Source organism: Glycomyces salinus (genome assembly GCF_016428645.1).
Lineage (GTDB): Bacteria > Actinomycetota > Actinomycetes > Mycobacteriales > Micromonosporaceae > Glycomyces > Glycomyces salinus.
The window spans coordinates 16,645-40,140 of record NZ_JAELXW010000017.1; the positions used below are offsets into that span (position 1 = coordinate 16,645).

General features: G+C 68.9%; 22 protein-coding genes. 11 read left to right on the forward strand and 11 right to left on the reverse strand.

Annotation, left to right across the window (positions count from 1 at the left end):
- Positions 1–126: 126 nt before the first annotated feature.
- Positions 127–1,890 (reverse strand): chromosomal replication initiator protein DnaA, encoded by a 1,764-nt coding sequence (gene dnaA / locus JFB92_RS06715; protein WP_307789042.1) that lies wholly within the window; start codon positions 1,888–1,890, stop codon positions 127–129.
- Positions 1,891–2,479: 589 nt separating this feature from the next.
- Here dnaA and rpmH point away from each other — a divergent pair.
- From rpmH to JFB92_RS06755, 8 genes are all read left to right on the forward strand, one after another.
- The gene (gene rpmH / locus JFB92_RS06720; RefSeq protein ID WP_199036240.1) at positions 2,480–2,617 is read left to right on the forward strand and encodes a 50S ribosomal protein L34; all 138 of its coding nucleotides are present in this window, start codon (positions 2,480–2,482) and stop codon (positions 2,615–2,617) included.
- Positions 2,618–2,706: 89 nt separating this feature from the next.
- The gene (gene rnpA, locus JFB92_RS06725) at positions 2,707–3,135 is read left to right on the forward strand and encodes a ribonuclease P protein component (RefSeq protein WP_199036246.1); all 429 of its coding nucleotides are present in this window, start codon (positions 2,707–2,709) and stop codon (positions 3,133–3,135) included.
- The gene (gene yidD / locus JFB92_RS06730) at positions 3,132–3,434 is read left to right on the forward strand and encodes a membrane protein insertion efficiency factor YidD (protein WP_199036248.1); all 303 of its coding nucleotides are present in this window, start codon (positions 3,132–3,134) and stop codon (positions 3,432–3,434) included. Before rnpA ends, yidD begins: the two co-directional genes overlap by 4 nt.
- Positions 3,431–4,564 (forward strand): membrane protein insertase YidC, encoded by a 1,134-nt coding sequence (yidC, locus tag JFB92_RS06735; RefSeq protein ID WP_199036250.1) that lies wholly within the window; start codon positions 3,431–3,433, stop codon positions 4,562–4,564. Before yidD ends, yidC begins: the two co-directional genes overlap by 4 nt.
- A gap of 68 nt (positions 4,565–4,632) precedes the next feature.
- Entirely contained in the window at positions 4,633–5,127 is a 495-nt protein-coding gene (locus JFB92_RS06740) for a Jag family protein (protein WP_199036252.1), read from the forward strand.
- Between the two features lie 14 nt (positions 5,128–5,141).
- Complete coding sequence (rsmG, locus tag JFB92_RS06745; protein ID WP_199036254.1) at positions 5,142–5,810, forward strand: 16S rRNA (guanine(527)-N(7))-methyltransferase RsmG; 669 nt, start codon at positions 5,142–5,144, stop codon at positions 5,808–5,810.
- A gap of 469 nt (positions 5,811–6,279) precedes the next feature.
- Positions 6,280–7,704: a ParA family protein gene (locus JFB92_RS06750; RefSeq protein ID WP_443667678.1), complete on the forward strand. Its 1,425-nt coding sequence runs from the start codon at positions 6,280–6,282 to the stop codon at positions 7,702–7,704.
- 3 nt (positions 7,705–7,707) lie between these two features.
- On the forward strand, positions 7,708–8,784 hold the full coding sequence (locus JFB92_RS06755; RefSeq protein ID WP_199036255.1) for a ParB/RepB/Spo0J family partition protein: 1,077 nt from the start codon (positions 7,708–7,710) through the stop codon (positions 8,782–8,784).
- A gap of 424 nt (positions 8,785–9,208) precedes the next feature.
- On the opposite strand, the gene JFB92_RS25340 is transcribed toward JFB92_RS06755, so the two are convergent.
- Positions 9,209–9,772, reverse strand: coding sequence for a GNAT family N-acetyltransferase (locus tag JFB92_RS25340; RefSeq protein ID WP_199036257.1), 564 nt, complete (start codon positions 9,770–9,772; stop codon positions 9,209–9,211).
- A 367-nt stretch (positions 9,773–10,139) separates the two neighbouring features.
- Between JFB92_RS25340 and JFB92_RS06765 the strand changes: the two genes are divergently transcribed.
- Positions 10,140–10,736: a hypothetical protein gene (locus tag JFB92_RS06765; protein WP_199036264.1), complete on the forward strand. Its 597-nt coding sequence runs from the start codon at positions 10,140–10,142 to the stop codon at positions 10,734–10,736.
- Positions 10,737–10,821: 85 nt separating this feature from the next.
- Here the strand turns inward: JFB92_RS06765 and JFB92_RS06770 are convergent, their stop codons facing one another.
- Together JFB92_RS06770 and JFB92_RS06775 are read right to left on the reverse strand one after the other, a co-directional pair.
- Positions 10,822–11,793 carry a D-alanine--D-alanine ligase family protein gene (locus JFB92_RS06770; protein WP_199036273.1) on the reverse strand — a complete coding sequence of 324 codons (972 nt, stop codon included), beginning with the start codon at positions 11,791–11,793 and terminating at the stop codon, positions 10,822–10,824.
- Positions 11,790–13,037 (reverse strand): aminotransferase-like domain-containing protein, encoded by a 1,248-nt coding sequence (locus JFB92_RS06775; RefSeq protein WP_372451586.1) that lies wholly within the window; start codon positions 13,035–13,037, stop codon positions 11,790–11,792. The genes JFB92_RS06770 and JFB92_RS06775 overlap by 4 nt, the downstream gene beginning before the upstream one ends.
- A 390-nt stretch (positions 13,038–13,427) precedes the next feature.
- On the opposite strand from JFB92_RS06775, the gene JFB92_RS06780 reads away from it, so the two are divergent.
- A complete protein-coding gene (locus tag JFB92_RS06780) occupies positions 13,428–14,138 on the forward strand; it encodes a GNAT family N-acetyltransferase (protein WP_199036277.1) in 711 nt (236 codons plus the stop codon).
- A gap of 57 nt (positions 14,139–14,195) precedes the next feature.
- Here JFB92_RS06780 and trxA read toward each other — a convergent pair whose 3' ends face one another.
- The 6 genes from trxA to murJ all read right to left on the reverse strand — a co-directional run bounded on the left by trxA (position 14,196) and on the right by murJ (position 20,597).
- Complete coding sequence (gene trxA, locus JFB92_RS06785; RefSeq protein ID WP_199036279.1) at positions 14,196–14,510, reverse strand: thioredoxin; 315 nt, start codon at positions 14,508–14,510, stop codon at positions 14,196–14,198.
- A 30-nt stretch (positions 14,511–14,540) separates the two neighbouring features.
- Positions 14,541–15,473, reverse strand: coding sequence for a thioredoxin-disulfide reductase (gene trxB / locus JFB92_RS06790; RefSeq protein WP_199036281.1), 933 nt, complete (start codon positions 15,471–15,473; stop codon positions 14,541–14,543).
- Between the two features lie 253 nt (positions 15,474–15,726).
- Entirely contained in the window at positions 15,727–16,560 is an 834-nt protein-coding gene (locus tag JFB92_RS06795) for a hypothetical protein (protein ID WP_199036283.1), read from the reverse strand.
- Entirely contained in the window at positions 16,557–17,213 is a 657-nt protein-coding gene (sigM, locus tag JFB92_RS06800; protein WP_199036285.1) for an RNA polymerase sigma factor SigM, read from the reverse strand. Before sigM ends, JFB92_RS06795 begins: the two co-directional genes overlap by 4 nt.
- 6 nt (positions 17,214–17,219) lie before the next feature.
- Positions 17,220–18,704, reverse strand: a complete 1,485-nt coding sequence (locus tag JFB92_RS06805) for a protein kinase family protein (protein WP_199036287.1) — start codon at positions 18,702–18,704, stop codon at positions 17,220–17,222.
- A 102-nt stretch (positions 18,705–18,806) separates the two neighbouring features.
- Positions 18,807–20,597, reverse strand: coding sequence for a murein biosynthesis integral membrane protein MurJ (murJ, locus tag JFB92_RS06810; protein ID WP_199036289.1), 1,791 nt, complete (start codon positions 20,595–20,597; stop codon positions 18,807–18,809).
- A 30-nt stretch (positions 20,598–20,627) separates the two neighbouring features.
- On the opposite strand from murJ, the gene JFB92_RS06815 reads away from it, so the two are divergent.
- Positions 20,628–22,052, forward strand: coding sequence for a CCA tRNA nucleotidyltransferase (locus JFB92_RS06815; RefSeq protein ID WP_199036291.1), 1,425 nt, complete (start codon positions 20,628–20,630; stop codon positions 22,050–22,052).
- Here the strand turns inward: JFB92_RS06815 and JFB92_RS06820 are convergent.
- Positions 21,952–23,454, reverse strand: coding sequence for a glycosyltransferase family 87 protein (locus JFB92_RS06820; RefSeq protein WP_199036298.1), 1,503 nt, complete (start codon positions 23,452–23,454; stop codon positions 21,952–21,954). The two genes, JFB92_RS06815 and JFB92_RS06820, sit on opposite strands and share 101 nt — an antisense overlap.
- Positions 23,455–23,496 lie beyond the last annotated feature (42 nt).

The window sequence follows — 23,496 nt, forward strand, 5'->3', positions numbered from 1 at the left end:
GGGTTGTACACAGGGAGAACGCGAGTTGAATTCTCACTTCGGCCCGTCGTCCACACGCTGTCCACAGGCTTTCCACAGAAATCCGGGTTTATCCACAGCTTTTCCACAGGCTTGTCCACAGGGGTGTCAGTCGTCGGTGTGTTTGAGACGGTTGGTCAATTCGGCGATCTGGTTGTACAGGGCCCGCCTTTCGGCCATCTGCTTGCGGATCTTCTTGTTGGCGTGCATGACCGTGGTGTGGTCGCGGCCGCCGAATGCCTGCCCGATGCGCGGCAGCGACATGTCGGTCAGCTCCCGGCACAGGTACATCGCGACCTGCCTGGCGTTGACCAGCACCCGGGAGCGCGAATTCCCCTTCAGATCGGCGGCCTCGACGCCGAAGTAGTCGGCGCTGGCCTGCATGATCTGGTCGACGGTCACCTCGGCGGCTTCGCCGCCCTCGGGAATGAAATCGTGCAGGACCTCCTCGGCCAGCCCCAGGTCGACCGGCTTGCGGTTCAGGCTCGCGTAGGCCGTCACCCGGATCAGCGCGCCCTCCAGCTCGCGGATCGAGTGGTGTATCTGGGAGGCGATGAACTCGACCGCGTCGGTCGGCACGTTCAGGTTGTCCTGCACGGCCTTCTTGCGCAGGATCGCTATCCGCGTCTCCAGGTCCGGCGGCTGGATGTCGGCCAGCAGCCCCCACTCGAACCGGGTCCGCAGCCGGTCCTCGAGCGTCTGCAACTGCTTCGGCGAGCGGTCCGAGGAGATCACCAGCTGCTTGTTGGCGTTGTGGAGCGCGTTGAAGGTGTGGAAGAACTCCTCCTGGGTGCGCTCGCGGTCCATCAGGAACTGGATGTCGTCGATCAACAGGATGTCGACGTCCCGGTAGCGGCGCTGGAACGCCTGCTGGCGCCGGTCCGACAGCGAGTTGATGAAGTCGTTGGTGAACTCCTCGGTCGTCACATAGCGCACCGACCCCGCTGTGCCCAGGTCATGGGCGTAGTGGCCGACCGCGTGCAGCAGGTGGGTCTTGCCCAGCCCGGATCCGCCGTAGATGAACAGCGGATTGTAGGCCTTGGCGGGCGCCTCGGCCACGGCGAACGCCGCGGCGTGCGCGAAGCGGTTGGACGAGCCGATCACGAACGTGTCGAAGTTGTAGCGCGGGTTGAGGCGACCCACCCCGTCGGCCGCGGTGGGGGCCGGGGCCGACTTCGCCGGCTTGGAGACCCCGCCGCGCCGCTCAGGGTCCGGGTCGGCGGCCGGAGGCGGAGCCACCGCCGGAGCGCCCGCGGACCCTTCGGCCGAGGCGTTGTCGGCCCGGGCCTGCTGCGGGATCGGCGGCTGCTCGGCCTCCTCGTCGACCGGGTCGTCCGCCTGGTGCCCCGCCGACTCGGCGGCCGGCTCCGGCCTGGGCGCCGGGTCGGGCTCGGGGGCGCGCCGCTGGGCCGCTCGGAAGGCATCGGTGTCGAACAAGCTCGGCGGTCCGGGCGAATCATCGGGGGCGGCCGGAGGCGGCGCCAGCGGCTCGGACCTGGGCATCTCGAAGATCAGCGTGTCGTCCGAGCGGGAGGCCCGGTCGGACTGCGCGGGCGGAGCAGGCGGCAGCGGAGCGGACGGCGCGACGGGCGCCTCGGTCGCGCCCTCGGTGCCGTTGTCCTGCATCGTCACCGCGATCTGCGTCGGCTGGGCAAGCTGCCGGGTCAGCGCCGCGCTGATCGGATCGCGCAGCTTCGACTCGAAGGCGGCCCGCGCGAACTTATTGGGCGCGGCGATGATGAACGTGCCGTTCACCGCCACCACCGGCTGCGTCAGACGCATCCAAGCCTGCTGCTGGCGGGTCAGCTCCGACGCCTCGGTCAGTTCCGCGGTCACCGCCGACCAGACGGTCGACAGATCTCGGTCGGTCACCTTCCCCACCCCTTGCCGTAGTCGTTCGCTTCTCCGCGTGCGCCGACGCGGAATGCGGTAAACTGCTGTTCTCGCCCGGCCTCCGGATTCGCCGCGACGGTCCTCGCCCCACACTCGCCACCGCGCTCGAGCGCGGTGCGTCTAAGCAGTTTTCCACAGGTTATCCACAGGTCCGCAGTTGGCCTGGGGATGTGCACCGCTCGTGACAGAGTCTCTCGAATCGCGGCTGCGACCAGCGATTACACTCGCACTCGATTGCGAAGCCGTTGCGGCGGCCCCGAAAATGTCCACCGTTCGGGCGAGGTTATCCACAGGCTGCCCACACGCCCGCCGGTCCTGTGGAGAACACCCTGCGCGCACCGCCGCCGGACCGGGCGGCCCCTGACCGGCGCCACTCGGAGACGAGTAACATGAGTGAGTTGCCCTCCCCGCTGGAGGGGCATGCCACACCCGCCGTCCGCGGCGCCGGAGCCACGCGAAAGCCCTGCTAGTCTGAACTTTGCGTCCCGGGACCCGCGACGGCGTCAGGACAGGCGGCCGGCGCGGAGGCGACGCGAGAGCAACCAGATACGTATTGGGAGTGTCCGACGTGAGCAAGCGCACCTACCAGCCGAACAACCGCCGGCGCAAGCGCACCCACGGCTTCCGGCTGCGCATGCGCACCCGTGCCGGCCGCGCCATCGTCAACAACCGCCGCCGCAAGGGCCGCAAGAACCTGACCGTCTGAAGGCGGCGCTCGGAGCGCTCGCTCCCACGGTGAAGCCCGCGAGCCGCGGATCGGTTCACCGGGAGTCGGCGGGAGGACGTGACCCAGAGGTGCTACCAGCCGAGGCGCGCATTCGACGCAGCCGAGACTTCAGCGCGGTGCTGAAGCGCGGCCGCAGAGCTGCCCGAGGCGGCGTGGTCGTCCACTGGGCGCCCCCCGCGGGCGCGGCGACAGAACCCGAGACACCGTCCGATGCCGAGGCGCGATCCACGGCACGGGCGGGTTTCGTCGTCTCCAAGGCCGTGGGCAACGCCGTCGTTCGCAACAGAGTCAAACGCCGGCTGCGTCACGCCGCGGCCGAGCAGCTGGCCTCCTGGCCCGTCGGCTCCGACGTGGTGGTTCGGGCCACACCCAAGTCCGCCGGACGCGACTTCGCCGCGTTGAGCCGCGACCTGGCCGAGGCCGTCGAGGCGGCCCGTTCCGGGAAGGACCGCCGCCGAGCCCGGCATTCGGGCGGCGCCGACCGGAGAAAGACATGACCGTCCGCCTGTCGGCGCTGGCCACCCGGGTGCTGAGCCTCCCCGTTGTCGCGTACCGTCGGTGGGTGAGCCCGGCGATTCCGAACCGCTGCCGGTTCTACCCCAGTTGCAGCGCCTACACCCTCGAGGCGCTGTCCCGACACGGTGTCGTCCGTGGCCTATGGTTGAGCCTGCGGCGACTGGGACGGTGCCACCCCTTCCATCCGGGAGGCTATGACCCTGTGCCTCCCTCGCGGTCCGAAGCGCGGACCGCGTCCGAGCCGTCCGTTGGTACTGAGATGACTGGAGTCCGTCAGTGACTTTGCACTGGATCTACATCGCGGTGTCGTGGCTGCTGCTGCGCTGGCATGACCTGTGGAGCAGCGTGTTCAACGGCGCTGAGGCCCTGTCCACCGACTGGGCCTGGGTGCTGGCGATCATCTGCATGGTCATCACCCTCAGGGTGATCCTGTTCCCGTTGTTCGTCAAGCAGATCCGGTCGCAGCGGGCGATGCAGAAGCTGGCGCCGGAGCTCAAGGCGCTGCAGGAGCGCTATCGGGGGGACCGGGAGACGCTCCAGCGCGAGACGATGGAGCTCTACCGCAAGGAGAAGGCCAACCCGCTGATGGGCTGCCTTCCGATCCTGATCCAGGCGCCGGTGTTCCTGGGCCTGTTCTGGGTGCTGCGGCGTCCCGACCCGCACCAGACGATCAACACCACCGAGTACTTCTGGACCGGCTACCACGACGGCCCGAACTCGGACTGGAACACCTACGTCGACGCGAAGCTGTTCGGTGCCCCGTTCTGGTCCTCTCTGGGCTCCCCGGCCAGCGACCTCACCCATGTCGGATCGGACCCGATCGTGGTGAGGGTCGTCGCGGTCATCCTGATCGCGGCCATGATCATCACGACGTTCCTGACCACCCGCCAGATGATCCTCAAGACCGGCTGGTCCGAGGACTCCAACCAGCGGATGATCCAGAAGGTGATGCTGTACGGCATCCCGGTGATTCTGATCTTCTCGGGCTCGATCTTCCCGATCGGCGTGGTCATCTACTGGACCGTCAACAACCTCTTCTCGTTGGCGCAGCAGCAGTACGTGCTGCACAAATACCCGCCGCCGGCGCAGAACTCCGCGAACAAGCCGCCGAAGCCAGGCACGAAGGCGCACGAGAAGATGGTCGAGGAGCAGCGCGAGGCCGAGGAGCGCCGCAAGGCGCTCGCGCCCAAGCCCGGTCAGAAGCCCGGTCAGAAGCCGAAGCAGCAGAAGACTCCGCCGAACAAGAACAACGCGAACGGCGGCAACCAGAACCCGCCCAAGGGCGGACCGGGCTCGGGCAAGAATCTCTCGCGGTCCGAGCGGATCGCGCGCGCCAAGAAGGTCAGCGGTGCCCAGCAGGCCAACGGCAAGAAGAAAAAGGGCAAGGGGGGCGGCTCGAAGGCCGCGTAAGCGGTTTTCGATCACGCACAATGGGGCAAACTAAGCTTGTAACTAGCGATAGGACATAGTTGACAATTATGGGAGCAACGGTGCGGGAGGACGAGGTGGCCTCCGAAGACGAACTGTTCGAGCAGAGCGAAGTGGCGGCCGACTACTTGGAAGGGCTGCTGGACATCCTCGACCTCGACGGAGACATCGACGAGCTCGTGGTCGGCGACCGACCCCAGGTCGAGGTCGTCGGCGAGGAGCTGTCGAATCTGGTGGGGCAGAAGGGCCAGACCCTGGAGGCCCTGCAGGAACTGTGCCGGCTGGCGGTGTACCGCAAGACCGGTGAGCACTCGCGGCTGATGCTCGACATCGGCGGCTACCGTGCGGGCCGCCGCAAGAAGCTTGCGGAGCTGGCCGAGAAGACCGCGAAGCGCGTCATCGAGTCTGAAAGCGTCGTGAAGCTCGACCCCATGAGCGCCTTCGAGCGCAAGTGCGTGCACGACGTCATCAACGCCACCGACGGAGTGATGAGCGAATCCGAGGGCGCCGAGCCACGCCGCCGGGTCGTGGTCAAGCCCGAGTAATGAACACGGAGCCGATGAGCTCGGAAGATGAAGAGGCCAATGTTTCACGTGAAACGTTGGCCTCTGTTTTCGGAGACGACGAGGAGCGGATCCGGCAGGCCGAGGACTTCGTGGGCCTGCTGCGGACGGCGGGAATCGAGCGCGGCCTGATCGGGCCGCGGGAGGTGCCGCGGCTGTGGGGACGGCATGTGCTCAACAGCGCGGTGATCGGTGAGTTGATCGGGCCGGAGTCTGACGTGCTCGATGTGGGCTCGGGAGCGGGCCTGCCGGGAATCCCGCTGGCGGTGGCGCGACCGGACCTGTGGGTGACACTGGTCGAACCGATGCAGCGGCGCGTGACCTTCCTGGAGGAGATCGTCGACGCCCTGGGAATCGAGAACGTGGAAGTGCTGCGGGCCAGGGCTGAAGAGGTCGACCCGAAGGGCAAGGCGGACGTGGTGGTGTCGAGGGCCGTGGCGCCCTTGGGCAAGCTGGCGCGGTGGTGCCTCCCACTGGCGAAGACCGGGGGGACGATGCTGGCCATCAAGGGCCAGAGCGCATCCGAGGAGATCGAACGAGACGGACGCCAGATCCAGAAGGCCGGCGGAGGCCGGGCCGAGGTGCTGCTGTGCGGGGAGAAGAAACTGGCCGCACCGGTCTTCTCCGTGCCCACCACGGTGGTGCGAATCAAGCGAACCCGATAGCGCGGCACAGCAACACCGTCGCGCCCGGACCGGACCTCAACCTGTACGCCTCCAACAAGACCCACCACCGAGCCGACGAAAGCACGGAGCTCGGGCCCACGACTGGCCCGCACCTCGAACAACGGCCCGCCGAACAGCTTCACCGTTCCACGTGAAACCTCACCCTGTGGAAAACCCTGCAGCGGCCCGAATCTGTCGGACCAATGCCGTACTTTCGAGCCAAGGGGTCCCCCAGGGCGGACAAGTCGGCATATTTCCGCTTTCACTTTCCGTCACCAGCGTTGCCGCACTCCGGATCGCCATGCGGCTCCCACTTGTCTTGGGAGAGAACCGAACCCAGTTCGGGATTCCGATGAGCGCCCTCCGGAGACGCCGAGGTTCACGTTCTTGGGTTAATGTATGGCTCGTAAGGTTCTCCAAGCACGGGGTCGATGTTTCACGTGAAACATCAGGCCCGTAATCTGTGGCGGTGAATGTGCGCGACCCCCTTCCTCCCGAAGATCGTGAACAACCGAAGTCCCTTGGCGGCGAAACCCCTGAACGCCGCATCAAGAACGTCCTCGACGCCGCTGTGAGCGAGGAGATTCCGACCAGTCGACGGCATCGCTATCGAGAAACTTCGGAGTCGCCGGGTGGCGCAGCCGACCCCTATGCGCAGGCTGGGACAGAATCGGACACAGGTGAGACCGGTCCGGGCACGCGCCATGCGTCACTGAAGACCGAGCCGGTCCTCCGCAGCCAGAACGAGCGGTCCGAAGATAGCGGGGAACAGGACGGGATGCGCAAGTCCACATCACAACGGGGAAGGTCGGGGCGTCACACCGCACCGGAGGCGTCGGCCTCACGAGCGGGACGCCGGTCGGGGGAGAAGTCGGAGACGACGGCGAAGAAATCGCGTTCATTCACCTCGGAATCGAGCACGCCACGCAATGGATACGACGCCGAGACAGAAGAACGGAGCTCCGAGATCCCCGCGCAGACCGATCCGCTAGCGGACGACCTTCCCTTGGCCCGAGAGGCGCAGCGCGCCGTCCGGGTCCTGAACCCGGCCGGCAACGTGTCCATGCCGCGCCCGTCGCGCCGCCGCGTGCTCGCCGTGGCGAACCAGAAGGGCGGGGTCGGCAAGACCACCAGTGCGGTCAACCTCGCGGTGGCGTTGGCGCTCCACGGCAACCGAGTGATGGTCATCGACCTCGACCCGCAGGGGAACGCCTCGACCGGGCTCGGAGTCGAGCACGGCGCGGGCGTCCCGAGCGTCTATGAGGCACTGGTCGACGGGACCCCGCTCGAAGAGGTCGCCCAACGCGTCGACGGCATCCCTTCGCTGCAATGCATTCCGGCGACCATCGACCTGGCCGGCGCCGAAGTCGAGTTGGTGAACGTGGTTGCACGTGAAGCACGGCTGGAGAAGAGCATCGCGGCCTACGGCGGCGAAGTCGACTACATCTTCATCGACTGCCCGCCCTCGCTCGGGCTTCTGACGGTCAACGCGCTCGTCGCCGCCGAAGAAGTCCTCATCCCGATTCAGTGCGAATACTACGCGCTGGAGGGCCTGGGCCAGTTGCTGCGGAACATCGAGCTCGTCAAGGCGCACCTGAATTCTCGCCTTCGAGTCTCTACGATTCTGCTGACGATGTACGACAAGCGGACCAAGCTCGCGGATCAGGTCGAGCAGGAAGTTCGCGGCCACTTCAACGAGATCGTGCTCGATTCGGTGGTTCCTCGGAGCGTCCGGGTTTCGGAAGCGCCCGGTTATGGGCAGTCGATCATGACCTATGATCCGGGCTCTCGAGGTGCGTCGAGTTACTTCGAGGCTGCCGAGGAGATCGCGCTTCGCGGCGTCAAGATGAGCCCGGGGCGTCAGGGACGAGCGAACCAGAAGGGCGGGGAGTAGTCGATGGCAGCGGCGAAACGTGGGGGGCTGGGCCGAGGACTCGGAGCGCTTATCCCGACCAGTCTGGCGGAGAGCGCGACGACCGAGACCGAGGAGGACGAGGAGTCGGCGGAGCCGACTCCGAGCGCGCCGCGACAGGCGGCTCCGGTCAACGGCAGTGTTTCACGTGAAACACCTGCGGTCGCCACGATCGATGTTTCACGTGAAACGGAGTTGGAGGCCGACTCGCTCCAGGAGCTCGTGCCGGTACCCGGGGCGAGCTTCCGTCTGATCGATCTGTCCGAGATCGCGACCAACCCGAAGCAGCCGCGGCAGATCTTCGACGAGGAGCACCTGGCCGAGCTCGAGACCTCTCTCAACGAGGTGGGGATGCTTCAGCCGATCGCGGTGCGCGAACGGGGCACCTCGGACGGCCCGCGCTATGAACTGGTGATGGGCGAGCGCCGCCTCCGGGCGGCCACGACTCTCGGATGGGAGACCGTCCCGGCCATCGTGCGGCAGACCTCGGACGAGGAGCTGCTCCGCGAGGCGCTGTTGGAGAACATCCACCGGGTGGAGCTCAACCCGCTCGAAGAGGGCGCGGCGTATCAGCAACTCCTCGAAGAGTTCAACGTGACGCAGGAGGAGCTGGCCAAGCGGATCGGCCGCAGCCGCCCACAGATCTCCAACACGATCCGACTGCTGAGCCTCCCGGGAACCGTGCAGACGAAGGTGGCCGCCGGGGTCCTCACCGCGGGCCACGCTCGCGCGCTGCTGGGCCTCGACAGCAGCGACACGCAAGAGCACATCGCCGAGCGGATCATCAGCGAGGGCCTGTCGGTGCGAAGCACCGAGGAACTCGTGACGGCCTGCCGCCTGGAGGAGACGCCGGAGCCCGACGACCCGAAGGGGACCGGATCGAAGACGGCGGCGAAGGACCGCATCAAGGCTCCCGGACTCGAGGAGTTGAAGGAGCGGCTCTCGGACCACTTCGAAACGAAAGTGTCGGTCACCTGGGGCCGGAAGAAGGGCAAGATCGTGATCGAATTCGGCTCCCTCTCCGACCTCGACCGGATCGTGGAGCAGATCGGCATCGACTGATCCACTACCACCGAACGCACCGGCGCTCGCTGGACTCCTCGAAATGTGAAAGCGGAAATTTGCCGACTTGTCCGCCCCGGGGGACCCCTTGGCTCAAAAGTACGGCGGGGGTGTGACAAGGCGGGGGCAGCGGCGAGTCATCCACAGGGTGTTTCACGTGAAACAGTATGGAGCGAGAACCGACGTGGTTCGCGCTCCTGTCGTGGGGGCCGCGGCTGGCCGGGGCCGAGGACCGGACTCTTGGCGGACGCCATCTGTCGGATCATCGGACGGATGATTCGGAGCGCATCAGGTTGCTGGCCGGGAGAGATGCGGTCGATCGGAGACCGGCAGATTCGAATACGGGGCTGGACGAGCTTCGGGCGGTGTTTCACGTGAAACACCGCCCGAAGCTTCTTATCGGCTGGATAGCTGGCTTATGTGATCAGACGAGCTCGCGCCACATGATGATGTCGTCGCGGTAGTCGTCGTCGGCCACGCGCACCGCGCGCGGCAGTCGGCCTACCTCGGTGAATCCGTGGCGGCGGTAGAACGCGTCCGCTCCGGTTCCCGAGCGAACCTTGAGGCTCAGCGCCTCGAGCTTCAATTCCTCGCGCGCCACCCGGTCAACGGCTGCCAGGAGCTTTCCGCCAACGCCGCTTCCCTGGCGTTCCGGGTCGACCTGGACGTGGCGGACGGTTCGCCATCCCTGCCTCGGCGGGCTGTCGTTTGATGTGAGAACACACCAAGCGACAATGGCGGCTCCTTCCTTTAGAGCGACCAGGGTGTCAGTCTGGTCGATCACGCGCGCGAGAATGGAAACGGTGTGAGGACGGACCTCTTCGAGGTTCACCGGCGGGACGAACCCGACGGAACCGCCGGCGTTCGTAACCCGTACCCAGAGATAACTGAGTTCATCGACGAGCGCGGCGGTGACCGGCGGGTCCACCAGCACTGAGGTTTCGTCGCCCTTGCCGGACGACGCCTCTGGTGTGGAACTGTCAGTCACTGTTGCTTGCACGCCTACCAGCTTGCCTCATGCCCGGGGTCTCCCGACAGCCGCTTCCCGCGATATGGGCGCACGTCACTATCGGCTTTCTATGGGGGAATCCGACCGGGATGTGCATCAATCCGGTCCTCTGTCGACGGTGTCGCTACGGCACGGCACGCAAGCGCCACCAAAAAGGGGGATTCCGGTGGTTTCCAGGCTCGCCTCGATGAGGTACCTTTCGGAGGTGGCATCAGCGAGTACCCCCGGCCAAAGTCCCAAGCCAGGTCTAGCGAACCAACAGCAGCCGCACAACCGACGCAACGGTGGCTCAGATTCCCCGCTGCCCGCCTTCGTCGACTGGCCCGCGTTCCCCTTCGAGGGGGAGATGAATCTCAAGCCGCTGCAGGAGCCGGTCGGCACCGAGCCCCCGCGGCGTGGCGACCGGCAGGAGCAGTGCAGTTCCTGCCATACCCCCGACAGCGCCTATCTGTGGACCGACGAGCGCTGGCGCCTCAAGAGCCCGCCCTCGCCCAGCGGGCTCCCGGTCGTGGTGATCCTGGAGCCCCGGGCGCACCTCGACCTCGGTGATCTCTCGACCATGCACGCCGCCGAGCTCGGTGTGCTGACCGTGCGCCTGGAACGGGCGATCCGGTCCCTGGAGTCCGTGGCGCAGGTGCACGTCAACCGCTGGGGTGACGGGACCGCGCACCTGCAGATGTGGTTCCTGGCCCGGCCGAAGGGCTACCTCCAATTGCGGGGGCCGTTCATGACCATGTGGGACGAGATCCTGCCCGCGGTCGACGAGCACGAGTGGCGGATGAACCTGGAGTACATCTCGGCCTGGCTCTCCGATGATTTAGAGCGAACCCCGAAGGGCCGAGACCCGAGCGGCACCGATGTTTCACGTGAAACCGCGAGATTCTTGAGATCGGCCTGTGGACATCGCCGCCGCCGGACCTGGCCTGTCGGACCCCCGACGTAGTTTCGAGCCAAGGGGTCCCCCTGGCGGGACAAGTCGGTATATTTCGGCTTTCACGTTCGGGCGGAACCAAGCGGCCGGGAACCGGCTAGGAGCGCGCCAGTGCGAGGCGGACCATCCTGGTCAGGGTCTCGCCGGTGTCCATGCCCGCCGCTTCGATCGCCATCGGCAGCAGCGAGGTCTCGGTCATCCCCGGGGCGACGTTCGCCTCCAGGATCTGGATGGTTCCGGCGTCGTCGACCATGAGATCGACCCGCGAGATGTCGCGCAGCCCCAGCGTCTCGTGGGCGGCCACCGCGATCTCGGCGACCCGGTCCGCCGCGGCCGCGTCCAGGTCGGCCGGGACCGTCCAGCGGGTCGCGCCCGGGTTGTAGCGGGCCGCGTAGTCGTAGTCGCCCAGCAGCGGCGTGATCTCGACCGGAGGCAGCGCCGTCGGGCCCTCGCCCAGGTCGACCACGCCCACGGCGATGTCGCGCCCGTCGACGAACGACTCGACCAGGGCCTCGTCGCTGTAGGAGAAGCAGCCCATCATCGCCGACGGGAAGTCGTCCTCCTTGCGCACCGACTGCACGCCCAGCCCCGAACCGCCCGAGTTGGGCTTGACGACCAGCGGCAGCCCCATCTTCGCGGCGATCCGGTCCAAGAGCTTGCGCGCCCCGAAGTCCGAGAACGCCTGGCGCGGCATGACCGTCCAGTCCGCCGTCGGCAGTCCCGCCGACCGCAGCAGGTCCTTGGCCGCGGACTTGTTCCAGGCTCGCCTGGCTCCCACCGAGTCCGTGCCCACGAACGGGACGCCCGCCAGTTCGAGCACGCTCCGCAGCGAGCCGTCCTCACCCGGGGCACCGTGGACCAGCGGGAACACCACGTCCGGCGGAAAATCCTGGAGCGTCGGCAGCAGGTCCCCGTCCAGGTCGCGGATCTCGCAGGACATGCCCTGGCGCTGCAGCGCGGCCGCGACCCGGCGACCGGACTTGAGGGACACCTCGTGCTCGTACGACATGCCCCCGGCGAGGATCAGGACCCGCAGGTCCGAGGCTGCCGCGCCGCCCGATGCGCTCATGCCTCACCTCCGGAGAACGTGTCGCGCAGTTCGATGTCGCCGGCGACCACCCCGGCCAGCCGGCGCACGCCCTCCCGGATCGAGTCCGAGTTCTGCGTGGAGAAGTTCAGCCGCATCTCGCGGCGGCCGTTGCCGTCGGCATAGAAGCCCGTGCCCGGGACGTAGGCCACGCGCTCCTGGAGGGCGCGGGGCAGCATCGCCTTCGAATCGAGGCCCTCCGGGAGCGTCGCCCACACGAACAGGCCGCCGCCCGGATTGGTCCAGCTCATGCCCTCCGGCATGTAGTCGGTCAGCGCCGACAGGAGCGCGTCCCGCCGGTCGCGGTAGAGGGTGGCGAAAACCTTCACCTGCTGGCGCCACTCCATCTCCGTGAAGAAACGCAGCGTCGCCTCCTGGATGAGCGAGGACGGGCACAGGATGGCCGCCTCGACGGCCAGCAGCAGCTTGTCGCGGACCGCCGGCGGGGCCAGGACCCAGCCCAGGCGCAGGCCCGCGGCGAAGATCTTGGAGACCGTGCCCAGGTAGATGACGCCCCGCTCGGCGCGGGCGCGCAGCGGCGCGGGCGGAGCGCCCTCGAACGAGATCATGCTGTACGGGTCGTCCTCGATGACCAGCAGACCGTGGGCCTCGGCGATCGACAGGATCCGCTCGCGGCGCTCCTCGGTGAGGGTGACGCCGGCCGGGTTCTGGTAGGTCGGGACGGTGTAGAGGAACTTCGCCTGCCGCCCTTCGCGTTCGAGGCCGGCGAGGGCCTCGGAGAGCCCCTCGGGGATGAGGCCGTCCTCGTCCATCGGCAGGTGCCGGACGTCGGCCTGGGCGGCCTGGAAGACGCCGAGCGCGCCCACGTAGGTGGGCCCTTCGGCCAGGACGATGTCGCCGGGGTCGAGGAAGGTGCGGGCGAGCAGGTCGAGTCCCTGCTGGGCGCCGTTGGTGAGGACGAGGTCGTCGGCCGATGCCTGGATGCCCGACAGCGCCATGACGTCGCACAGGGCCTCGCGCAGGACGGTGCTGCCCTGGCCGGGGCAGTAGCCGAGCGCTTCGGCGCCGCGCTGCTCGAGCAGGCGGGTGAACATCTCGCCGAGCTCGTCCATGGGGAGTGCGGCCGTGTAGGGGTTGCCTCCGGCGAGGGAGACCACCTCGGGGCGCGATGCGACCGAGAACAGTGCGCGGATCTCCGACTGTGCCATCCCGTGCACCCGGGATGCGTACCGACCGGTGTAATCATCGAGTGTTGTACCGGACACGCGGAGACCTCCTCAGACGGGTCTATTCGATGCGGCCACATTTCGCGGATCGGCGACCTCCCGACGGGAAGTCGCCGATCGATCCACACTACTAGCACATTGGCTGAGATCCGAGCGTGTTTTCCAGCATTTGGCATCCTCTCCTTCCGGAGGAGATTCCCGGCTGACGTGCCGTTTTCACGACACAGGTACGGGTGGGTTCCTGCTTCCTTCCCTCGCGGGTGCTGCGCCCACTGCCACGATCCGCGGTCTTATACGGGCTCCACAGGCTTGAGATTCCGCATGCCCTGCGGTACAGCTCTCCAGGCTTGGTTCTCGCCCATAGCTCCACGAAGACTAGCATGTGTGGAAATCCCCGATTTCCACACTGAGGAAAGTTAACCTTGGTAGGTGCATCGGCGCCTGGTCAACCTCACACTGGACTCCTTGGACGCCCTGCCGCGGCGGTGCCGCTCGTGCGTGTTCTGGGAGCTGGCGCCGCTGTGCTCGGAGCCGGGCGAGATCGGCGACGCGTCTCTGGAGAAGGAGGCGTGGCTGTCGCGGACGCTGCTGGAGTGGGGCGGGTGCGGCCGGATCGCCTACGACGGGGAGACGGTGGCCGGGTATGTCACGTACGCGTCGCCGAAGTTCGTGCCGCGGTCGATGGAGTTCCCCTCCGGTCCGGTCTCGCCGGACGCAGCGCTGCTGATGACGGCGCTGGTGATGCCCGCCTACGCGGGGACGGGGCTGGGGCGGCAGCTGGTGCAGGCGGTGGCCTCGGACGTGTCGCGGAAGGGAATCCACGCGATCGAGACGTTCGGGGACGCGCGCGGGGAGTCGAACGCGTGCCTGGTTCCGGCTGATTTCTACCGGTCAGTGGGGTTCAAGACGGTCAGGTCCGATCCGCGATATCCGCGGCTGCGGCTGGAGCTGCGGCCGCCGACGTCACGCGAATCGGCCTCCGAGGACGAGCTGGAGCTGCCGGAGGACGTGGAGTGGTTCGGGCTCGACGATTCGGAGCTGGAGGAGTTCTTCACCGGCGAGGGCCTCGGCGGGCCGGGCGAGGAGCAGCCGGGGATCGTCAGGCCGCGGCAGGACGGTCCGGTCCGGCGCCGGGCGTGAGGGCGGACGCACCGGGGCGGGGCGGGCCATGCGGGCCCGCCCCGCCCCGGGTTTCGGCTACTTGTCCAGGAACTTCCTGATGGCGGCCTTGGGCTGGGCCCCGACGAGCTGGTCGGCGGGCTGGCCGTCCTTGAACAGGATCATGGTCGGCACGCTCATCACCCCGAACTTGCGGGTGGTCTCGGGGTTGGCGTCGGTGTCGAGCTTGCGGATCACGACGGCGTCGGATTCGGCGGCGAGCTCTTCGAGCACCGGGGCGACCTTCTTGCAGGGGCCGCACCATTCGGCCCAGAAGTCGACCAGGACCGGCTTGTCGGCCTCGAGCACCTCGGTCTGGAAGTCGGTGTCGCTTACTGCCTTGATGGCGCCCATGGGCATCCTCCTGTGTTGGGTTCGGTGGGTTCAGTCGTCGAGACTGGAGACGAAGCGCTCGGCGTCGAGCGCGGCGGAGCAGCCGGTTCCGGCGGCGGTGACGGCCTGCTGGTAAGTGTGGTCGACCAGGTCCCCGGCGGCGAAGACGCCGTCGAGGTTGGTGCGGGTGCTCGGCGCGTCGACCTTGACGTAGCCGGCCTCGTCGAGCTCGACCTGGCCCTTGACCAGCTCGGAGCGGGGGTCGTGGCCGATGGCGATGAACAGCCCGGTGACGGGCAGCTCGCGCGTCTCGCCGGTGATGGTGTCGGCGATCTCGACGCCGCCGACCTTGCCCTCGGAGCCGACCACGCGCTTGACGGCGGTGTTCCACTCGACTTCGATCTTGGGGTTGGCCAGGGCGCGCTCGGCCATGATCTTGGAGGCGCGGAAGGCGTCGCGGCGGTGCAGGATGGTGACCTTGGAGGCGAACTTGGTCAGGAACGTGGCCTCTTCCATGGCCGAGTCGCCGCCGCCGACGACGGCGATGCGCTGGTCGCGGAAGAAGAAGCCGTCGCAGGTGGCGCAGGCGGAGACGCCGCGGCCCATGAGTTCGTCCTCGCCGGGGACGCCGAGTTTGCGGTAGGCCGAGCCCATCGCGAGGATGACGGTCTTGGCCTGGTACTCGGTGTCGCCGACCCAGACGCGCTTGACCGGGCCGGTCAGTTCGACGGCGGTGACGTCGTCGGCGACCAGTTCGGCGCCGAAGCGCTCGGCCTGCTTGCGCCAGTTGTCCATCAGGTCGGGGCCCATGATGCCGTCGGGGAAGCCCGGGTAGTTCTCCACGTCGGTGGTCTGCATGAGCGCGCCGCCGAACTGGGAGCCCTCGAAGACCAGCGGGCGCATGTTGGCGCGGGCGGTGTAGAGCGCGGCCGTATAGCCGGCCGGTCCCGACCCGATGATGATGACGTTGCGTGTTTCGCTCACCGGAATGTGCTCCTTGAGGTCTTTCGGCGGTTCTCGCGTCTCCTCGGCGGAGCTTGCGGGCCGGAGGTTCGGCTCTGTCCAGGGCGCCTGACCGCGTCCTGGGCTCGCAGGCTCCCCGAGGGGGCGAGGCTGTCAGCTACAACGCCATCCTATGGGCCCGAAATTCCGGGCCATGGTGCTGTGTGCGCGCTGTGACAGGCGAGTCCTGCGAACGTGCCCGAGCTCACGTTGCCGGGCCGACGCGTGCCGGGCGCTACTGGAGGGCGAGCTGGTCGATGGTGCCGTCGCCGCAGGCGGGGGTGACGGCGACGGCGATGTCGCCGGAGTCCGAGGCCAGGAGCGCGACGACGGCCGGTTCGGTCTCGTAGCGGGCGAAGTCGACCGCCACCAGGAGGCTGCTGTAGCGCTCGGCGAGGGCGTCCTGGCAGGTCTGCCATTCGGTGCCGCCTTCGGCGAGGGTCTCCAGTTCGGGCGGCGGGCCGGCGTAGGTGCTCTCGTTGCCGAGGTCGCGCAGCTCGGTGAGCAGGTCGTCCCGGCCGGTGTAGTCGCTGCCGGTGGCGAAGGTCTCGACGCTGCTGGACTCCTCTGTGTCGCTGGGCTCCTCGGCCTGGTCGGGTGCGTCCTCGTTCTGCTCGCCGCTGAGCTCCTGGTCATCGCCGGTCCCGGCCTCGGTCTCGCCGGTCTCGGGCGCGGCGGCCTCATCGTCGCTGCCGCCGTCGTCCTCGCTGTCGGCCGCGCCGACCTCGTTCTGCGCGGAGCCGGCGGAGTCGGTGGGCTGGTCGGAGACGTACTGGACGGCGACGGCGACGCCGCCGATGACGAGCAGGAGGGCGGCGACGCCGCTGAGGAGCGCGTAGCGGACGCGGGCCGGGGCCGACCAGCTTATGGCTCGCAGGCTTCGCCGAGAGGACCGCTCGGCCCAGGTCGGTCCGGGCTCGGCGGCGGCCCCGTGGAGGGTGTCGGCGGCCGGGAGCTGGTCGAGTACGCGGTCGAGCCGGGCGGCGACGGGGTCGGGGAGGTCGCCGTAGTGTTCCGAGGCGGCGCGCAGGGCGCCTGAGACTGCGGCCTCGTCGCGATCCTGCGTCATCGGTGGCCTCCCTCCTTCCGTATCGTTCCGTTCGGTGCCGCACCTGGTTCGACGTCCGGCCGCCAGTCGGGGTTCCCGCCGCGGTGCGGGTCGAGGTCGGGCAGGGCTGCGGCCAGGCGGCGCCGGGCCCGGGAGGCCCGTGACTTGACGGTGCCGGGCCGGACCTTGAGGATCGCGGCGACCTCGTCGACGGGGTAGCCGAGCATGTCGATGTAGACCAGGACGGCCCGCTGGTCGAACGGCAGTTCGGCCAGGGCCCGGTGGACGCTCAGGCGCAGCGCCGCGTCGGCGGGGTCGCCGGAGGAGGCCGGGAGGCGCTCGTCCTCGGTCAGGGGGACGGTGGGGCGGCGTCCGGCGGCGCGGATGCGGTCGAGGCAGGCGTTGACGACGATGCGGTGCAGCCACGTGGTGACCGCCGCGTTGCCTTTGAAGGTGCCGGCTGCCTGGTATGCCTTGATCATGGCGTCCTGGACGGCCTCGGCGGCGTCCTCGGGGTTGGCCAGGGTGCGCACGGCCACGGCCCACAGTCGGCCGCGGTGGCGGCGGAACAGCTCGCCGAAGGCGTCCCGGTCGCCGGCGACGTGGCGGGCGAGCAGGTCGCGGTCGGTCGGCTCGGGGGGCGAACCGCGGTCGGCTGGGCGCGGGGCGGGCATGGGCTCCTACCGGACGAAGACTTTGATGTCTGAGATGGTGATCTTGTAGCCGTCGGGTGCGGGCGGGAGCTCGGTGATCCACACCAGGACGTATCGGGTGGACTCGTCTCCGGCCTTGAGCTCCAGGTTGGTGTCGGCGTCCTCGACCGGTTCGGCCAGGTCGGTGTAGGAGTCGACGATGGCCTGGTCGCCGTCGGAGTCGTCGCCGGGGTCCTCGTCGCCGGCCTTGAGTCCGACGGTGGCGCCGGCGCTGGTCATCTGGAGGCGCACCGAGGCGACTTCGGTGGCCTCGCCGAGGTCGATGAGGACGCCCATGCCGGGTTTGAGGTTCCCGAAGTTGGCGCGGTTGTAGTAGGTGTTGGTCGACCAGCCGGTGGAGGCGTTGCCGTCGACGAGGGATTCGACGCCTTCGAGCTCGGTGCGGGTGCCGGGCGGCGGGTCGACGATGCGCAGGTCCTCGGCGGCGAGCTCGACCTCGGTGGGGGCGGCGACCTCGGTCTCGGACTCGGAGGAGGGCTCTTCGTCCTCGGAGCCGGTGCCGTCGCCGGTCAGGCCCATTTCGGCGTCGCCGCCGTTGGCCGGTTCGTCGCCGTCGCTCCATACGAGGGCGGTGGTGACCACGCCGGTGAACACGACCAGGGCGACCACGGCGGCGACGACGGCCAGGCGCTTCATGCCGGCCGGGGGCGCCTCGGCCTTGGTCTCGACGGCGCCCGGGCCGATCGACTCGAGCGGGCCGGCCCCGCCGGTCTCGGCCAGGCGGCGCAGCTCGACGGCCAGTTCGGCGGCCGAGGGCGGGGCCTCGGCGGCGTCGAGCAGGTCGGAGGTCAGGCGGCTGAGGGAGGCGGGGATGGCGGCGTTGACCTGGGAGGCCTCGAGCGGGCTGCCCCATTCGTCGGCCGGTGCGGGCGGCAGCCCGGTGTCCTCGGCCGGGACGGTCTGCGGCCATGCGCCGGTCAGGCAGGCGTAGAGGGTCGCGCCGAGGGCGCGGACGTCGCCGACCCGGGTGTGTCCGGGTTCGTTGCGCGGCTCGGTGACCATGACCCGGTCGTCCTCGGACAGCAGGATCGATGCGGGGTGCAGGTTCCCGTGGGTGACCTCGCCTTCGTGGAGGGCGGCGACGGCGTCGGCGACGGAGGCGACCAGTTCGAGGGCGTGGGTCGGCTGGAGCGGCTGGTTCTCCAGCACGTGCCGCAGCGACGACCCGGCGACCCATTCGCGCACGACGTAGGCGAACCGGCCCTCGTCGACCGCGTCGTAGACGCCGACCATGGAGTCGGTGGCGGTCCGAGAGGCGGCCACGGCGGCGGTGAGGGTGTGGGCGGCGTCCTCGCCGCCGGGGGAGCGCAGCACCACCGCGACGGTCCGGTGCAGCAGGACGTCGGTGCCCCGCCACAGCTGGCGGTGGCCGTCGGCGCCTCCGACGTGCTCATCGAGCCGGTACCGTTCCGCGAGCAGGTCTCCCACGGACGGCACGTCGACAGAACTCATGGTGCGGGGTCCTCCCCTCTAAAAGCGACCCAAGACTCGCCTGGACCAATATATGGCTCTCAGGTTTCGCCGAGGCAGGCACACTCAAGGATGGTACTTGGCTCATCGCCGCAGCTTCGCCCGCACCGTCGAGCCGAAGGACCGCATCTCGGGGACCCGCAGGGCCAGGCAGGCGGCGAAGTAGACCGCCAGCAGGGCCGTGCCCAGGACCGCCGCGGACGCCAGCTGGCCTATCTTGGAGCCGGACACGTCCGGCCAGGCCAGCCACCCGGCGTAGGCCGCCCCGCCCGCGACGGCCGCGGCGGCGACGGTGCGCACCATGCCGAGAGCGACCTTGCGCATGCCGAGCAGGCCGATCCGCTTGCGCAGCAGACTCATCGACAGCAGGAGGCTGACCAGGTAGGAGAGGCCGTTGGCGGCGAACAGGCCGACCACGACCCATTCGAGGGGGAGCAGCGCGAACGCCAGCAGGTAGCCGCCGATGCGGATCGCGATGACCGGCAGGTTGAACAGGGCGACGGTCCTGGTGTCGGTCTGGGCGTAGAAGGCGTAGATCTGCAGCTGGGCGACCGAGTACGGCAGCAGCACGACACCGGCGACGGCCAGCACCAGTCCGGTCGCGTACGCCTCCTCGGGCGCGTAGGCGCCCCACTGGAAGATCGCGCGCGCGAACGGCTCGTGGAGGGCGACGAAGGCCGCCGCGATCGGCACCAGCAGGAAGGCGGCCATGCGGATCCCGCCGGAGAGGTGGTCGGCCAGGTCGCGGAAGCGGCGGTCGTCGGCGGCGCGGGTCATGCGCGGCATGAGCGCGGTGATGACCGAGACGGCCACGATCCCGTGGGCCATCATCATCATCAGGTAGGTGTTGTTGTAGACGGTGGTGCCGGGCACGAACAGGCCCTCGTCCGGGGCGTCTCCGGTGGCGGCGTTGGCGACCTTGAGCACGGCCATGACCGCTATCTGGTTGGCGGCCACGAACAGCAGCGTCCAGGCGGCCATGCGGCGGATGTCGCGCAGCGGCAGGCGCGAGAAGTCGAAGCGCAGCCGCCAGTGGAAACCGGCCTTGCGCAGCGCCGGGAACAGGCAGGCCACCTGGATGACGACGCCGGCGGTGGTGCCGCCGCCCAGCAGCAGAAGCATGCCGGTGCTGATCTGGTCGGCCGAGGTGAACAGCCGGCCGTCGGCGTCGGGGACCGCGTCGCGGGTGTAGACGAAGAAGAAGGCCGCGCCGACGGTGATGACGACCAGGTTGTTGATGATCGGCACCCACATCGGCGCGCCGAACCGCTCGCGGGAGTTCAGCACGCCCGACAGGATCGCGAACAGGCCGTAGAACATCAGCGCCGGCAGCATCAGGTACGACAGCTGCGTGACCAGGTCGTGCTGGGCCGGTTCGGCCATGCCGCGGGCGATCAGTGGGGCCGCGAGGGTGACGATGAGGGCCGCGCCGCCGAGGACGAGCAGCGCGAGGGTCAGCATCCGGGAGGCGAAGGCGTCCCCGCCGTCGGCGTCGTTCTTGTGGGACTTGACGAACAGGGGCAGGATGATCGCGGCGAACACGCCGCCGAGGACGAGCTCGTAGATCATCTGGGGGAAATACTGGGCGGTGGTGTAGGAGTTGCCCAGCAGCCCGGCGCCGATGGCGGCGCTGATGACGACCGTCCGCCCGAACCCGGTGACGCGGCTGACCAGGGAACCGGCGCCCATCAGGAGGCTGGAGCGGGCCACGCCCTGGTTCCCGCCGCCTCCGGACTCGCCGGGCGCCTCCGGAGGAGGCGCTCCGTAGACTCGGCCCGGGTATCTGCCGTTCGCGCGGTACCCGTCACCGGTGTGGGGACCGCGCACCGGACCCGGAGTCGTCGCGCGGCCCGGACCCGCGCTGTTTTCGGCCATTCCTGCTCTCTCCGCTAAGCTTGCCCGGCGATGTCAGACAACACTAGCGGTACCCAGATCACCGTTCCTCCCGTGGCCGACGACCTCGGCCGGGTGTTCGCCGACGCCGGTTTCGAGCTGCATCTGGTCGGCGGATCGGTGCGGGACGCCGTGCTGCGGCGACCGACGAACGACCTGGATTTCACCACCGACGCGCGCCCGGAGGACACCGAGCGGCTCCTGGCGGGGGCGTGCTCGACGGTGTGGACCACCGGTGCCGAGTTCGGGACGATCGGGGGCATGTTCCGGGGCCGCCAGGTCGAGGTGACCACGTTCCGCGCCGACGCCTACGACGGGGTCACCCGCAATCCGAAGGTGCGTTTCGGCGACAGTCTGACCGACGATCTGGAGCGGCGCGACTTCACCGTCAACGCCATGGCCGTCTCGGTGCCCGGCCACGTCTTCGCCGACCCGTTCGGGGGGATCGCCGACTTGGCGCGGCGCACCGTCCGCACCCCCGCGGCCCCCGAGTCGTCCTTCGCCGACGACCCGCTGCGGATGCTGCGGGCCGCACGCTTCGCCGCCCAGCTCGACTTCGCGATCGAGGCCGACACGCTGCGGGCGATGACCGGCATGGCCGCCGAGCTCGAGCGGATCACCGCCGAGCGGGTCCGCGACGAGTTCACCAAGCTCATGCTCGCGCCCGACCCGGTGGTCGGGATCCGGGTGCTGGTCGAGACCGGCCTGGCCGAGCGCTTCGTGCCCGAGGTCCCGGCGATGCGCATGGAGATCGACGAGCACGCCCAGCACAAGGACGTCTACGAGCACTCGTTGCAGGTGCTGCGCAACGCCATCGGCCTGGAGGACAGCGAGCCCGACCTGGTCCTGCGGCTGGCCGCGCTCCTGCACGACATCGGCAAACCGGACACCAAGGGCGTCAACGAGTCCGGAGGCGTCACCTTCCACCACCACGACGTGGTCGGGGCCCGCATGGCCCGCGCGCTGATGCGGCGGCTGCGCTTCCCCAAGGCCGAGGTCCAGTCCGTGTCGCAGCTGATCTCGCTGCACCTGCGGTTCTACGGCTACGGCGACGCCGGCTGGACCGACTCGGCGGTGCGCCGGTACGTCACCGACGCCGGCGGCGAGCTGGAGCGGCTCCACAAGCTGGTGCGCAGCGACTGCACCACCCGCAACCGGCGCAAGGCCGAGCGGCTGCGGCGCGACTACGACGCCTTCGAGGAGCGCATCGCGCGCATCCGCGCCGAGGAGGACCTGCGTGCCGTCCGACCCGACCTGGACGGCAACGCGATCATGGAGCTGCTGGGCCTGCCGCCCGGCCCCGAGATCGGCCGGGCCTGGAAGTTCCTCAAGGACCTCAGGTTGGAGCGGGGCCCGCTTCCTCGTGAGCAGGCCGAGGCGGAGCTGCTGGCCTGGGCCGAGCGCGAAGGCCTCGGACCGCGTCCAGACGCGGGTTGAGGATCTCGAACACGACCCAGGCGCACATGGCCGCCACCGCGAGCCAGCGCGCCGAGGCGGCGGTCAGGAACAGCCATTCGGGGATGCCGCGGTCGCCCCCGTCGGCCGAGACCTGGAGCATCTTGCCGTAGAAGGCGAAGAAGTAGAACAGCTCGGCGGCCTGCCAGAGCATGAACATGCCCCACTTGGGGCGGGCCAGGACCGCCAGCGGCAGCAGCCACAGCACGTACTGCTGGGACCAGACCTTGCCGAACAGCAGGAACGCCGCGACCACCAGGAAGCACAGCTGCGTCAGGCGCGGGGCCAGGTCGTCGGCGCCCCTTGGCGAAGCTTGCGAGCCATAAATTGGCACAGTGGCCCGCCGGTGCGCGAAGTATCCGAGGGCGGCGATACCCAGGCAGGCCGCGGCGAACAGGACCAGGTAGGCGTCGTTGACGAACTCGGCCTCCAGCTCCCACTCGGTCAGGCCGCGCAGGACGTACCAGCCGGTGCCCCAGTCGACCGGGCGCTCGGAGTTGAGCTCGAAGAATCTGAGCCAGGAGTCCTGCCACAGGGCCGCGACGGGGGCGTTGATGGCCGCCCACGTGGCCGCGGCGGTCGCGATCGAGGTCAGGGCCGGGATCGGGCGTCGGTTGCGCACGGCCAGGACCAGCAGCGGGCCGGCGAACAGCAGCGGGTAGAACTTCGCGGCCGTGGCCAGGCCGAGGAACAGTCCGGCCATGACGGGTCTGCCTCGCTGCCAGAACAGGAAGAACGGCAGCGCCAGGGCGACCGCGAACAGGTCCCAGTTGACCGTGGCGGTCACCAGGATGACCGGGGCGGCGGCCAGGAGCATCGCGTCCCATGGCCGGGAGGGTCTGGCGGGGGGCGGTTCGGGGCCGAACGGGTCGGCGGTGTTGCGGTCGCGGATCGCGTACAGCACGGCGATGGCCGCGATGCCGCAGGCGAACAGGGTCACGGCGTTGAGCTGGTAGAAGATCGAGGCGCCGGCCTGGCCGTCGACGTCGAGGACGCCTTGGAGCATGTAGGCGATGCGGCCGAGGATGCCCATGAACACGCCGGTCAGCACCGGGTACTCGACCTCGTGGTCCCGGTAGGGCACGGCTCCCTCGTTGAGCCGCTCGGCCCACCACAGCGCCTTGATGTCGGTGTAGCAGGCGTTGGTGTACTGCGACCAGTCGACCCAGCTGTTCGGGGTGGCGCACGGGTATTTCTGGAGCCAGTGGATCGCGAAGAAGACCAGTCCGAAGAACAGGATGACCCGCAGCGGGCTCCAGAAGCGGCGCCTCGGCGGGTTCACCGCGTGGCCGCCGGCCGGGCCGCCGATGAGTCCGGAGGCGAAGCGGGCGAGGCGGTCCTGCATCGTGGGGGCGACGGGGGTGTCGGAACGCGGCGACGGCATGGGTCACAGTATGTCCCATGCCGCCGCGCGCGCTCGTTACGG